Origin of the sequence: Rosistilla ulvae (assembly GCF_007741475.1) — a bacterium.
In the GTDB taxonomy this organism is placed as follows: Bacteria; Planctomycetota; Planctomycetia; order Pirellulales; family Pirellulaceae; genus Rosistilla; species Rosistilla ulvae.
In genome coordinates, this window is sequence record NZ_CP036261.1 from 1,260,022 (window position 1) to 1,273,730 (window position 13,709).

The 13,709-nt window shown below is 58.2% G+C and carries 8 protein-coding genes; 4 read left to right on the forward strand and 4 right to left on the reverse strand.

The window, feature by feature from the left end; genetic code table 11:
- The first annotated feature begins 68 nt into the window (after positions 1 to 68).
- The 3 genes from EC9_RS04625 (at position 69) to EC9_RS04635 (ending at position 7,429) form a co-directional block, all read left to right on the forward strand.
- Positions 69 to 3,920 carry a hypothetical protein gene (locus tag EC9_RS04625; RefSeq protein WP_145342765.1) on the forward strand — a complete coding sequence of 1,284 codons (3,852 nt, stop codon included), beginning with the start codon at positions 69 to 71 and terminating at the stop codon, positions 3,918 to 3,920.
- 80 nt (positions 3,921 to 4,000) lie between these two features.
- A complete protein-coding gene (locus EC9_RS04630; RefSeq protein ID WP_145342768.1) occupies positions 4,001 to 6,355 on the forward strand; it encodes a glutamine amidotransferase in 2,355 nt (784 codons plus the stop codon).
- Between the two features lie 60 nt (positions 6,356 to 6,415).
- Positions 6,416 to 7,429, forward strand: a complete 1,014-nt coding sequence (locus tag EC9_RS04635; protein WP_145342770.1) for a hypothetical protein — start codon at positions 6,416 to 6,418, stop codon at positions 7,427 to 7,429.
- A gap of 170 nt (positions 7,430 to 7,599) precedes the next feature.
- On the opposite strand, the gene EC9_RS04640 is transcribed toward EC9_RS04635, so the two are convergent.
- The 3 genes from EC9_RS04640 to EC9_RS04650 all read right to left on the reverse strand — a co-directional run bounded on the left by EC9_RS04640 (position 7,600) and on the right by EC9_RS04650 (position 11,179).
- On the reverse strand, positions 7,600 to 8,007 hold the full coding sequence (locus EC9_RS04640) for a P-II family nitrogen regulator (protein ID WP_145282775.1): 408 nt from the start codon (positions 8,005 to 8,007) through the stop codon (positions 7,600 to 7,602).
- A gap of 95 nt (positions 8,008 to 8,102) precedes the next feature.
- A complete protein-coding gene (locus EC9_RS04645) occupies positions 8,103 to 9,458 on the reverse strand; it encodes a tetratricopeptide repeat protein (protein WP_145342772.1) in 1,356 nt (451 codons plus the stop codon).
- A 164-nt stretch (positions 9,459 to 9,622) separates the two neighbouring features.
- Entirely contained in the window at positions 9,623 to 11,179 is a 1,557-nt protein-coding gene (locus tag EC9_RS04650; RefSeq protein ID WP_145342773.1) for a sigma-70 family RNA polymerase sigma factor, read from the reverse strand.
- Positions 11,180 to 11,856: 677 nt separating this feature from the next.
- Between EC9_RS04650 and EC9_RS04655 the strand changes: the two genes are divergently transcribed.
- Entirely contained in the window at positions 11,857 to 12,381 is a 525-nt protein-coding gene (locus EC9_RS04655; RefSeq protein WP_145342775.1) for a hypothetical protein, read from the forward strand.
- 17 nt (positions 12,382 to 12,398) lie between these two features.
- On the opposite strand, the gene EC9_RS04660 is transcribed toward EC9_RS04655, so the two are convergent.
- Positions 12,399 to 13,616, reverse strand: a complete 1,218-nt coding sequence (locus tag EC9_RS04660; protein WP_145342776.1) for a hypothetical protein — start codon at positions 13,614 to 13,616, stop codon at positions 12,399 to 12,401.
- Positions 13,617 to 13,709 lie beyond the last annotated feature (93 nt).

Genomic DNA, 13,709 nt, shown 5'->3' on the forward strand with positions numbered 1-13,709 from the left:
GCGATACAATCGCAGAGAGTGTGGTGAGCGTTTGACGTGGTGACACGCTGGAATGGAGGGATCGCGATTTGGATGCTCGACTCAAAGATCTACTGGAATCGGTTGCCAGTCGCTTGCGCCGTCAGCGGTTGCTGTGGCTGTTAGCAGCGGTCTGGCTGGCGACAGCTTTCGTTGCCCTCTCGTTGCTGTGGCAGGTCCGCAGCGGAGAGCTTTCCGCGAACGTTGCTCTTGGCGTGGCGGCGGCTACGCTGGGCGGACTGTTGGTCGCAGCCTGTGCTTTGAGTCTCTGTTCGTTCCGCGATTCCAAAGCTGTTGCCGCACGGATCGAAGCCCACTTTCCCACGCTGCGACAACGCTTGTTGACCGCTGTCGATCAACGCCCCGCCGACATCAACACGCCGATGAACTATCTGCAGACGGCGGTGATCGATGAGACGCTGCACCATGGCACGACGCATCGGTGGACATTGGCCGTCAATCAAATAGCAACGCGTTTTGCCTGGTCCGTTAACGCGTTGGCGTTTGGGTTGCTGCTGTTGGTTGGGATCGGGTTGAATTCTCAGCTGGCAAACGCCAAGCACCACGGTACCGATCCGGCCTCGCTCTCGGAACTGCAGCCGTCGGCACAGCTCACCGTCGAGCCGGGGGATGTCGAAATTGAACGTGGCAGCAACCTCGTCGTCACCGCTCGGTTCGGAGCCAATGACCTGGGGATGTTGCCCAGCGATGTTCAGTTGATCGCTCGCCGTGGTGACCAGCAGACGCAGTCCGCGATGACGCGGAACCTGAGTGATCCCGTCTTCGGTGGCTACCTGAACGAAGTGGTCGAGTCGACGACTTACGAAGTGCAATACGACGGCCAGGTTTCGCCGACATATAGGGTCACCGTCTTTGATTACCCTCAGTTGCAGCGATCCGACGCGCGGCTGGTCTTTCCGCAATACACGGGACTCGAGGAAAAGCGAGTCGACGACACCCGGCGTGTCAGCGCCGTCGAGGGGACTCAGCTGACCTGGATCTGCCAGCTGAACAAACCGGTCGCTAGTTGCACGTTGGTCGATGATGAGGGCGAAGTCTTGCCATTGTCAGCCGACGCGGAGAACCCGTTGCACTATCGGGCAACGGTGACGCTTCAGCAATCGACCCGTTGGACGTTGAAGTTGGTCGACGCCGAGGGACGCGAGAACAAATATCCGCCCGAACTGGTAGCGCGCGTTCAGCCCAATCAACCGCCGGTGATGAAATTGGTCGCCGCCCGCGACGTCCGCGTCTCGCCGTTGGAAGAGCTGCAAGTTGGGGCTCGGTTTCGCGACGACTTCGGTCTGTTGCGATATGGGCTCGCCTATGCGATGGCGGGGGAGGAGCCGCACGAGATCGTGCTTGGGGAAACGACGCAGCGAAAAGAGGAGCGTGAAGCGTCGCCGATGATCGACTTCGAAGCTCTCGCTGCCGAACCCGATCAATTGTTGTCGTACCATTTTTGGGCCGAGGATTTTGATGCCGCAGGTCAGCCGCGGCGATCCGAAAGCGACATGTACTTCGCCGAAGTCCGGCACTTCGAAGAGATCTTCCGCGAAGGAGAACCGCCCGCTGGCGGCGAGCCACCTCCTTCGAGTCCCAACGCGCAACAAGCCGACGAACTGGCGGAATTGCAAAAGCAGATCATCACCGGAACTTGGAACCTGATCCGCCGCGAAACCGCTGCGGAACCGTCGGCTGCTTTTGCGGACGACGTCGCGTTGCTGCACGAATCGCAACAGGCGGCGATCGAACAACTGCAGGAGCTGGCGGCGGAGCTGACCGATCCGCAGTCGAAAGAATATGTGCAGGCGGCCGAAGCGTTCATGCAGAAAGCTGTCACGCAATTGGCGGCGGTCGCCGATGCAAACTCCCCTCCCCTGCTCTCCCCCGCGTTAGCATCGGAGCAAGCGGCTTATCAAGGGCTGCTGAAACTGAGGGCTCGCGAATTCGAAGTCTCTCGGCAACAGCAATCGCAATCGAAATCGAGCAGTTCGTCGCAACAGCAACGCCAACAACAGTTGGATCAACTGGAACTGAAGAACGACGAAAACCGGTACGAAACCGAACAGCAGGCCCGTTCCGAAGAGGAGCAACAAGCGACCGAGATGCGGCAGGTGTTGAACCGATTGCGCGAACTCGCTCAGCGGCAAGAGGACCTCAACAAGCAATTGAAGCAATTGCAGTCGGCACTCGAAGCTGCTCAGACCGAACAGGAACGCGAGGAGATTCAACGGCAATTGAAGCGGCTTCGCGAAGAGCAGCAGGAGCTGTTGCGCGACACCGACGAATTGGCTGATCGGATGAATGCCTCGCAGGATCAACCGGCTACGGCAGAGCAACAGGAACAGCTGGCTGAGACACGCGAGAACGTACGCCAGTCGAGCGAAGCGTTGGCGCAGCAGGATGTCTCGCAGGCGTTGACGGCGGGCACGCGAGCGGAACGCGAGTTCAAGCAGATGCGGGATGAAGTGCGGCAGCAGGCGGCGGGCGATTTCGCCGAATCGATGCAGCAGATGCAACAACAGGCTCAACAGTTGCAAGAGCAACAGCAAGCGATCGGCCAGGAGATAGAACAGCTGGAGGAGACGAATCCCGGATCGCTGCGAAGCCCGCAGGATCGCGATCAGATTCGCGATCGGATCGGTCAGCAACGCCAGCAGCTTGCCGATTTGCTAGATCGCATGGAGCGAACGGTCAGCGATGCAGAGACCTCTGAACCGCTGTTGGCGGAAAAACTGTACGACTCGTTCCGCAAGACACAACAACGCCGCGTCGATCAGCAGTTGGATATGACCAACCAGCTGCTCGAACGGGGACTCGATCCCGACGCGAGTCAGGCGACTGCGGCGGCCGAAGCCGGAATCGGTGAGTTGCGGGAAGAGATCGACGAAGCCGCTCAAAGCGTCCTCGGCGACCCAACCGAAAGCTTGCGGCGAGCGCTCGGCGAATTGGAGCAAGTCTCGGATCAGTTGAGCGATGAAATTCGGGAGAACGATCCGCGTGGAGCGGAGTTGGGAGATGGGGGGCCGGGAGATGGGGAGCCGGGAGATGGGGAGCCGGGAGATGGGGAGCCGGGAGATGGGGAGCCGGGAGATGGGGAGCCGGGGCAGTCACAACCTGGTCAATCACAACCTGGTCAGTCGCAACCTGGTCAGTCGCAACCTGGTCAGTCGCAACCTGGTCAGTCGCAACCTGGTCAATCACAACCTGGTCAATCACAACCTGGTCAATCACAACCTGGTCAGTCACAACCTGGTCAATCACAACCTGGTCAGTCGCAACCTGGTCAGTCGCAACCTGGTCAATCACAACCTGGTCAATCACAACCTGGGCAGTCACAACCTGGGCAGTCACAACCTGGGCAGTCACAACCTGGGCAGTCACAACCTGGTCAATCACAACCTGGTCAATCACAACCTGGTCAATCACAACCTGGGCAGTCGCAACCTGGACAGTCGCAGCCGGGACAGTCGCAGCCGGGACAGTCGCAGCCGGGGCGTGGGGGAAGTGGTGGTGGAATCGAAGGGTTTGCGGAGGCAGTGGAAGGACGTGGTGCGGCACCGCTGACAGGTGAAGGTTTCCGTGAGTGGAGCGATCGGTTGCGGGAGATTGAAGAGCTGGTCGAAGATCCCGAGTTGCGATCGCAAGTTGCTCAGGTTCGCGAAGCGGCTCGCGAGGTCCGGATCAATTTGAAGCGGCACAGCGAGTCGCCGCAATGGAACTTGGTTCGCGAAATGATCGCTCGTCCGCTGGAAGAACTCAAGCAACGCGTCGCCGAAGAACTGCTGCGGCGGTCGGCTGATCGCAACGCATTGGTGCCGATCGATCGCGATCCGGTCCCCGTCGAATTTGCCGATCAGGTCGAAAAATATTACGAGAAGCTAGGCAGCGGTAAGTAGTTTTTAATCATTTCCATCCTGCTTGCTTCGTTCATCCAATCCGTGGTCGCGAGACGTGTCCCAGCTAGTATAAGTTGTTTATGTTCGATTCGATTCTGATCGCCGCTCCGCAATGGACAGCTCCCGCCGTGGCAATCTGCCTGTTGTCGCTGATTGTCGTGGCGTGGGCCTATTGGCGTCGTGGGGGATCGTCACGGCGCGGGCCGCTGATTTTTGCGGGGCTGCTGAAATGGATCGCGATCGCCGCTCTCGCGTTATGCCTTTTGCAACCGATGCTAGAAAGTCAGCGTCCGCGACCGCATGCGAACCTGATCGGCGTGGTCGTCGATAACAGCCGCAGCATGCAGATCCGCAGCCCCGGTCAATCGCAGCCGCGCAGCGAACGATTGGCCGCGGTCTTAAAACAGGATGCGGATTGGCAGGTTCGGCTATCGCAAGATTATGACGTGCGACGCTATGCTTTCGATCGCAGCTTGCAAAACGTCGACGATCTATCGACGCTGGAATTCGATGGCGCATCGTCGTCGCTGACGGGCACGCTAACGACGTTGGCCGCGCGGTTTCGCGATCGTCCCGTCGCCGGACTGATGCTGTTCACCGACGGGAACGCAACCGATCTGACCGACACCGGATTCGATTGGTCCTCGCTCGGCTTTCCTCTTTATCTGGTCACCGATTCGGTCGATCAAGCGATCGCGGACCTCAAGATCGATCAGGTCAGCACCGCCCAAACCAACTTTGAAGCCTCCCCGGTGACGGTGACTGCGAAGCTGTCCGCCACCGGTTTAAAAGAGTCGACTGTTGTCGTCCGCTTGCTCGATGCGGAGGGCGTTGCGGTGGAAGAACAGGAGGTGGAATTGACGCAGGCGAAGCCGACCGCCGACGTCGAGTTCCGCTTCCGCCCGAAGAAATCGGGACTGCAGTTCTATTCGATCGATACGTTTCCCAAATCGCAACGGGTTGCCTATTCGCAGGGCGAAACGAAGGTGGAAGCGACGCTCGCGAACAATTCGCGATTGCTGGCGATCGATCGCGACCAAGGTCCCTATCGTGTGCTGTACGTCGCGGGGCGACCGAACTGGGAATTCAAATTCCTGCGGCGGGCACTGCAGGAGGATGATGAAATCCGCTTGGTGGGACTGTTGCGAATCGCTCGCAAAGAGCCCAAGTTCAGCTTCCGCGATCGCGGCGTCAATTCTTCCAATCCGCTGTTTTCGGGGTTCGATGAAAACGAAGAGGAGAGTGCCGAGCAGTACGATGAACCGGTGCTGTTGCGATTGGGCGTCGATGAAGCGGAACAACTGAGTAAAGGTTTTCCGCGCCAAGCCGAGGAGTTGTTCGGATATCACGCGATCATCTTGGACGACGTCGACGCCGATTTTTTTACGCAGGATCAGATGCTGATGTTGCGGCAATTCGTCAGCACTCGCGGCGGCGGCCTGCTGATGCTCGGCGGCCAGGAATCGTTTGCTGGCGGTGATTACGAACACACGCCGTTGGCCGATCTGATGCCGGTCTATCTGCCTCGCGGCAATGAGTCTTCGGGCGGAACGGTCGCCCGGATGGAACTGTCGCGCGAGGGTTGGCTGCAACCGTGGCTGAGGTTGCGGGAGACGGAAGTCGCTGAAAAGAAACGCTTGGCCGAGATGCCGGAGTTCGGCACGCTCAACCGCGTCGGCGATGTGAAGCCGGGGGCGTCGATGTTGGCATCTGCCCAAACGGGCGATCGCCAGCAACCGGCACTTGTCGTCCAGCGCTATGGCAAGGGAAGGTCGGGGGCGCTGTTGATCGGCGATTTGTGGCGATGGGGGATGCGGCGGAAGCCTGGCGAAAACGAAGACTTGCAGCAGGTCTGGCGGCAGACGATTCGTTGGATGATCGCCGACGTGCCGCGCGCCGTCGAGATCGATCTCGAGGAATCCAAGGACAGCAGCAAGCCGATCGAGCTCGCCGTGACGGTTCGCAATCCGGAGTTTCTGCCGTTGGATAACGCTTCGGTCGCCCTGACGGTGGTGCAGCCCGACGGCGAAGAGATGCAATTGCCGACGCAGCCCAGCGACCAAGCCGCCGGAGTCTACACCGCCAGCTATTGGCCCAGCAAAGATGGAGCCTATCGCGTGAAAGTTGTCGCGACGGGGCCCGATGGCAGCGACATCGGCAGCCAGCAGGCCGGTTGGACTACTGAAACGGCGACCGCCGAATTCCAGCGGCTTGCCGTCAATAAGGACTTGTTGCAACAGATCGCCGATCAAACTGGAGGCGAAGTGATTTCGCAGGACGACCTCGATTCGTTTGTTGCGAATTTGCACAACAAGAAGATTCCGCTGACCCGGCGGCATCTCGCTCCGCTGTGGCACGGTCCGTGGGTTTTGATCTTCGCCCTAGCCTGTTTGTGTGGCGAATGGGGCGTCCGCCGTTTTCATGGGATGCCCTAAAGCAAAACGCGTTGGATGCATGGTTCGCAAATCCCGAAACTCGACAAGACAGAGACACCTATGATTCGTCGTATCCCTTCGCTGGCTTGCTTGATTGCGGTGTTGATGTTGGTTCGCGTCGCCCGCAGCGACGACGCTCCCCCTGCTCCGCCGCAGGTGTTGGTCGTTGTGGGAGCCGGCGGCAGTGAAGAGTATCAGACAGCGTTTGCGACTTGGGCCGATCGCTGGAAATCGGCGGCTGGTTTGCTGGACGGGGCGAGCTATCATGAGATAGGTCGCGAAGAGGGCCAGAGCGATTCGAGCGACAAGGATCGCTTGAACGAGCGATTAGCGGAACTGAGCGATTTAAAAGCCGAAGCGGTTTGGATCGTGTTGATCGGCCACGGCACGTTCGACGGCAAGGCGGCGAAGTTTAATCTTCGCGGACCCGATGTTTCGGCGGAGGAGTTGAGCGGCTGGATCGAGCCGATGCGGAGTCCTTTGGTTGTGGTGAATTGCGCGTCGGCGAGCGGTCCGTTTATCAATCGATTGTCGGCCGCGGGACGGACGATCGTAACGGCTACCAAAAGTGGGCAGGAGCAGAACTTCGCTCGCTTCGGCGATTATCTCTCGCAAGCGATTTCGAACATCGCCGCCGATCTGGACCATGACGATGAAGTCTCGCTATTGGAGGCCTTCCTGAGTGCGTCGAATCAGGTTGCCAAGTTCTATGAAGCGGAGAACCGAATCGCTACCGAACATGCGTTGATCGACGACAGTGGCGATCGCTTGGGAACGCCGGCGACGATGTTTCAAGGGACCACGGCGGTCGCGGTTCCTCAGACCAAGGCGGCTCGCGACGGTGGCGTTGCCGCGCGGCGGGTGATCTTTCAATCGGCCCAGGCGGTTGTGCTGACCCCGGCGCAGCGGGAATCACGGGCGGCGATCGAAGCGGAGATTGATCGATTGAAGCTGCGAAAATCGGAACTCGCCACCGATCAGTACTTCGCGCAACTGGAACCTTTGATGCTTCAGCTGGCGGAACTGTACGCCGCCGCCGAAGCGGAGGACTCGAACGAATCGCAGCGCGAATGATCGGGAGCGCCGAGGGCAAAGAGGTTGCCGGGCCAACGAGTGCTATGGACAGATTGGACGATCGCCGCAAAGGAAGTGACCGAGGCGGCGGTGGCTCAGCTGCCTGCCGATATGGCAATTGCTAGCAGGTGGGCTCGCGTCGATGCCACACCTGCTAGGCCACTGAGACTTTAAGAAGCCACGCCGTTCAGTTGAGCACTGCCCCATTGGGGTGTGAACTCAGACTCCATGTCTTCCAGGAAAAGCTTGCCATCGACCAGCACACGCGTGTTTGATGCTGCAAAGATTGCATGCGCGGCGCGGCGTAAATGCGCGTCGACAACTGAAATGTCGAGTTTACACTTGGGTACAAAGAAGAAGCTTCCCGAGCGGTCGAGTCCCGACGCTTGGATCTGCTTGCGGATGAAACCGCGGACCTCGGTGACCAGAATCCGGTGGACACCAATTTCCTCCAAAGCGGCGTTAACCTCTTCGAGGTGTTCCGCGTCGATGATTGCTTCTATTCTTTTCATCCGATTCCTATCAAGGTTATTAAAGCCGACCTGCTTGTCGGGCTGGAGTTTATTTGCCTGACGCATTGAGCAACTGGCGTGCCAGTTGCGACGAAAGTGCTTTTTTTGTTCTGTATTGCTGCGAAAGCTTGCATTCTCAGCGTCCTTCGCGAGTCGTTGCGCTAAAACCGTTCTAGGTGAAGCTTGATTTCTGCCATCACGGCAGCCCAATTTTTCATCTCGGGCTGTCGGGATAGCCGCATCGAGGGGTACCAGGGGCTCGATTCTCCCTGCAGCAACCACCGCCAATCGGGGACCTTTGGCAGTCCGACCCAGACTGGTACTCCCAGGGCTCCGGCGAGATGAGCGACCGAAGTGTCGCTGGTCACGACCAGGTCTAAGCCTTTCATAATCGCTGCGGTATCCATAAAGGCACCGCTGGACTGGTCGAGGTTCGCTGGCAATCGGACGATTTGGTCGGCAAAGTCGACTTGATCAAGCTGCTGGATCCCAAATCCGTGCTGCAGGCAGACGAGTTGCACGTCGGGAATCGATGCCAATGGTTCAAAGGCTTGCAGCGGAATCGATCGGAAGATGTCGGCTTGGTGCTGCGGATTCCCCTGCCAACAGATCCCTACCTTTTTCTTGCCGGGGATCTGGGCGAGCCAGTTTGCCCAGTAGGCTTGCAGGTTTTCCGACGGCCCGAGATAGGGGCCGACATCGGGAATCGACTCCGCATCGATCCCCAGCCGATCGGCGGCGTCGATAAAGGAGCAATGGAAATCGAAGTTCCCCGGCAGCATCCCCTCGGGAATCAGTTGGTCGATGCCGCGGCATGTGCTCAGCAGCGGGATCAACTTGGGAGCCGCCTGAACGATCGTTCGCGCCCCACGCTCCTTGAGGGCGATCGCCATCCGCACAAAATGGATCGCGTCCCCGAGTCCCTGTTCCGAATAGAGCAGGAATGTTTTGCCTTGCGGGGCGCTGCCATCCCAGACTGGTTGGGAGACGTTGGGGCGAACGAAGCCGGGCATCTTCCAACGCCAGCGGTATTCGTCCCAGCCGCGGCGGAAGTCTCCCTTCAGCAGGTGGATGACGCCGAGATTGCGATGCAGTTCGGGATCGTTCGGAGCGACCTCGAGGCTTGCTTCGAATGCCGCCAGGCCGCGATCGATCTGCCCGGTCCAGACCCACAGCGTGCCGCGGTTCTTGAGCGGGCTGAGATACTTTGGGTCCTGCTGCAGCGAGGTTTCGAATGCTTGGTCGGCTTGTTCGACCTGCCCCAGCATCCGCAGCGTGTTGCCGAGATTGTTCCAGGCGATCGGGAAGTGGTTTTGTAGCGACAGCGCCTTGCGGTATGCCGCTTCGGATTCTTCGAAGCGGCGTTGGTCGTACAACGCAATTCCCAGGTAGCACCAACCGGCGGCCGAACCGGGAGCTTGCTGTAGGACGTGCCGGTAGACTTTTTCGGCGGCGGCGTAGTTCCCCTGCTGCTGGATTGTCCAGCCTTGGTTGAGAACCTCTTGGACGGTTGGCATGGCCCCAATCTTCCCCGTGGTCGCTTGCTGTTCAAGAAGACAAATGACGATAAGCAAAAGGCAACAAAAAACCCTCGGTGGATGAGACCGAGGGCATTTTGATGTCGTTGGTGTCGGCAGCCGTCATCGCGTCGATGGCGAGGACGGGGCGTCGACCCAGTGGACTAGTCGAGGAAGCCAACGAGATCTTGGCTGCGGCTAGGTTGCTGCAGCTTGCGAACCGCTTTGGCTTCGATCTGACGAATCCGCTCTCGCGTTACCTTGAAGATGTGCCCCACTTCTTCAAGCGTGTAACTGTAGCCGTCGCCAAGGCCGTAACGCAGTTTGATGATCTCGCGTTCGCGATAGCTGAGGCTCTTCAGGACCGAATTGATTCGGCCGCGAAGCATCTCTTGAGCTGCACCGATCGCAGGGCTTTCGGCCGTGCCGTCGGGCAACAGGTCGCCAAACTGACTGTCTTCGCTGTTGCCAACCGGACGATCCAAGCTGATCGGATAGCGGCTCATCGCCAACACCCGACGCGCTTCTTCGACGGTTGTCTCGGCGCGACGCGCTGTCTCTTCGATCGTTGGTTCGCGACCGAGTTCCTGCAACAATTGGCGAGCGACGTTCCGCACGCGGCTCATCGTTTCGACCATGTGCACAGGAATTCGGATCGTACGGCTCTGATCGGCAACGGCGCGGGTGATCGCTTGGCGAATCCACCAGGTCGCGTAGGTGCAGAACTTAAAACCGCGGCGATATTCAAACTTGTCGACAGCACGCATCAAACCGGCATTCCCCTCTTGGATCAGATCCAGGAAGGAGAGGCCACGGTTGCGATACTTCTTGGCGATCGAAACGACCAACCGCAAGTTACCTTCGCTGAGTTCACGCTTGGCCTGCTGGTATTCCGAATAAACGGTCTTCAGCATGTTGACGCGTTCTCGCAAGCTCTTGGGCGTCTCTTGCGTGGCGACCATGATCGTGCGGAACTCTTGCAACAAGCGATCCTTCAGTTCGCGGTCCTCTTTCTTGCGACCGAGTTTCGAGATCTCCGCTTTGAGATCGTCCAATCGTTGGCTGAATTTCTCCAGCGTGCCGATCATCGTTTCGATTCGCTGAGTCCGCAGACCGAGTTCTTCGACCAAGCGAACGGCGCGTCGACGGCGACGGGCGAGCGAACGCCAAGCGACGACGCGGCGCTCCTTCGATTCCGACTTGCTCAGCGCGGTCCGGTAATCTCGCTGATTCCGCTTCAGCAGAACTTCGAGTGTTTTCAGGTTGTGTGGCAAACGGCCGAGGATTTGGTCTTTTTCCAGTCGATCGGTTACCGAGACTTGCACGGTTCGGTCGAAGGGAAGTTCCCCGTTGTTCACCCGACGTAGCGTCTTAAACGCGTTGCGGATCACGTAATCGCATTCGAGCAGCTTGGTGCGGAAGCGGCGGCGCGTCTCTTCGATTCGTTTGGCGAGCAGAATTTCTTCGCGGCGCGTCAGCAACGGGATTTCACCCATTTGCGTGAGGTACATGCGAACGGGATCATCGGACCACGAATCACTTTCGACTTCGGCCAACAGTTCGTCGGGGCTTTCCAGCTGGACGTCGCCCTCGGCGACCTGTTCGGTATCTAATGCAGCATCATCATCGGTTTCATCATCGATAGGTATTTTACGAAACCCCTCCACGGCGTCGTCGCGTGGGGAATCATCTTCAAAATCGTCCAACAGCGAATCGTACAAGTCCTTACTCCTGTGGGCTAATTATCTGGCTGTGGCACGGATCGGGCGGGGCAGCATCGCCTCCATAAAGCTGCCTCCACGTCGCTCATTCATATTCAGCGACATGTAACTTTACCACCCTTACGCGCGTTCTCGGCTCCCCGAAACCATTTGTTAAAACTTTGTAATTGCACAAACCTTCCGGTTTGATGTGGCAGCGTAAGCTGTGCCAAGCGGAACAGAAACATTCAAGTTTAGGTTCTCTGTATGGCGCTGCGGATGCATCCCATTTATTTACTAGACCCCAAGCCGGTAATCCCATGATTCCGAACAGAAGATCGCGCAGTCACAGTGCAAAAATCTTGCAAGCGGCTGATGTGCATCGTCGTGAAAATCGACAAACTTTCATGAAGTCTTCCGATTCGCCGAAAACGCACAGAACCCCCTAACACCCACTGTCGTAGCACCTATACTCGCGAATCCCAGACGAGTGTGTACGGACGATCGAGCCCGTTGATAGAAGCGTCGGGATGATTGGATACAACCCGATTCGCTCTGATTTGTTGAGCACGACAGCGGTTACTCGAATTCTAGTCACAAACACCCTACAGTCTAGTGTTAACGTTTTGAGGTTCGACTCGATTCGCTTGATAAATTTTGATGCCAAAGCTTGATATTTAGCAGGAAAATTCGGACTTATGCACTTATTCACCTGCCCTTGTGGCGATAGCTTTCCGATTTCCACAGCGCAAGCGGGGCAGTCGATCTCGTGTCCTCATTGCAATCAATCGGTGCTGCTGCCGAAGCTGCGAGATCTGAAGCAACTCCCTTCCGCACAACTCGCTGAAGAGGCGTCTCCTGACAGGGGGTGGTCCGGCGGGCAAGGCCTTCTCTTCTCGGTCATCTTCGCTTGCTTGCTAGCTTCGCTAGGTATGTCGGCGTGGTCGAGCTACCGCTGGTTGCAGATCGAAAAGCCACCGACGCGCGATGAGATGATCGCCATCGGGCACGAGGAGATTGCGAATCACTCCGCGCCTCAATTGCAAGAGTTCTGGTTGAACTATGGACGGCCAGGAATGGGGACGCGGCGCATGCCTGGATATGCGCAAGTGCAGGTTTATCGCGACAGTTGGAAGCATTGGGCCTTTGGCGGCTATGCTGCATCAGCCGTCTGTCTGGTCGCCTTGGTTCTTGTCATCCGCAAGAAGTCCTCGAGCACTTGATCGCTGAGGGGGGACGTTTAATCGTCCAGTCGCCAATGCCTAGAAAAACGCTGTCTTGTTCCGGTGCGGAGGATCTGTAGATCGGGGCGGCTGATCAGTACAAGCGTCTCGGAAATCCAACCGCGGCCGACGAGCAGTGCTAGCTCCGGAGAGACCCATCCCTTCCAGTGCGACAGCTTGCTGAATTCGGGATGCTTCGTTTGTAAATCAGAGGCGATTGTTTCCAAGGCATCGTCTTGCTTTGGGTCGGAGCATTGCTTGCAACGCTTTTGATCCATCGCATGTGGCGAGACGAGCCGCTTGCACCACTCGCATTTTTTTGCCAGATCGGTCAAGAATCGCTCATCAGATATCGGACACGTGGTCAACATGTCGACGAGGACATTTTTCCCAGAGATCGCACATTGCCCCAGCTCCGTACGCAGTACTTCTTTTTGGGTCAGTTCGCAGCGGCCGACCCCTTCGCGGGCGGTGATCGTTCCGTCCTCGGTGCAGACGAGGTCGTAAGATTCGATATCGGTGATCGGACACTTGAACATCGGAGGGGGCAGCAGTCCCTTCTCCCATTCGATCGCCCAGCCTTGGAAGGCGAGCGATGTTTGAGCACCTTGGTCGAATTGGATCCGCACCTTGCCAGCGACCCATTGCGACCAGGCGACAGTGACGCCGATCCGCTGCGTCGTTCCTAGACTGCTGGCGGCGGCATCGATCCAAGCTGTCATCGTCGATTGATCCCCGGGCTTCAGCCGCGGTGGAATGGCATCGAGGCGGTCCAGGTTCAGTCGGTTCAACAGATCGGTGTCGATCTTGATACCATCGCGACCGAACCAGTGATGTTCGATCTCCGAACCCAAGGTGCTGATTCGCAGGAAGGGTCTCGGTTCCAGCGTGCAGCCAGCCAATTGCACGCGGCCGTCGCGGATCTTGTAAGGTTCCAAGACGACGGCGGCGATTCCGGGAACGTGGCTCGGTTCCCCCGACGCTTGAGCCTCGGTTGCTCCGCCAACAAACTGTCGCTGAAGGTCCCACAGTTTGGCTAGGTCGCCGGTTGTGTCAAACGAGATTGGAGCAGCCGGTGGAGGCTCGTTGTCGGCTGGCGGTGCGAGCGGCAGCAGCGCGATGCCGCCACCCGAATCGGTCTGCATCTGCAGCGACAGCGCGTCGGCAACCCAGGCAACGTAGTCGCGTGACGCCGCGTCGAGGCCCGATTCGTTAAGAACTGTCGGATCCGCCATCTATCCAACTATGCCAAGCGTAAATTCATGGGATGTCCAGCCTGCCAGTCTACCATGGCTAGCTATTGCTGGATACATAAATATCTTGGGGCT

Coding starts and splice junctions, on each gene's coding strand:
- EC9_RS04630 (WP_145342768.1), top strand. CDS start 4,001: ATGTTCGATTCGATTCTGATCGCCGCTCCGCAATGGACAGCTCCCGCC.
- EC9_RS04635 (WP_145342770.1), top strand. CDS start 6,416: ATGATTCGTCGTATCCCTTCGCTGGCTTGCTTGATTGCGGTGTTGATG.
- EC9_RS04640 (WP_145282775.1), bottom strand. CDS start 8,007: ATGCGTCAGGCAAATAAACTCCAGCCCGACAAGCAGGTCGGCTTTAAT.
- EC9_RS04645 (WP_145342772.1), bottom strand. CDS start 9,458: ATGCCAACCGTCCAAGAGGTTCTCAACCAAGGCTGGACAATCCAGCAG.
- EC9_RS04655 (WP_145342775.1), top strand. CDS start 11,857: ATGCACTTATTCACCTGCCCTTGTGGCGATAGCTTTCCGATTTCCACA.
- EC9_RS04660 (WP_145342776.1), bottom strand. CDS start 13,616: ATGGCGGATCCGACAGTTCTTAACGAATCGGGCCTCGACGCGGCGTCA.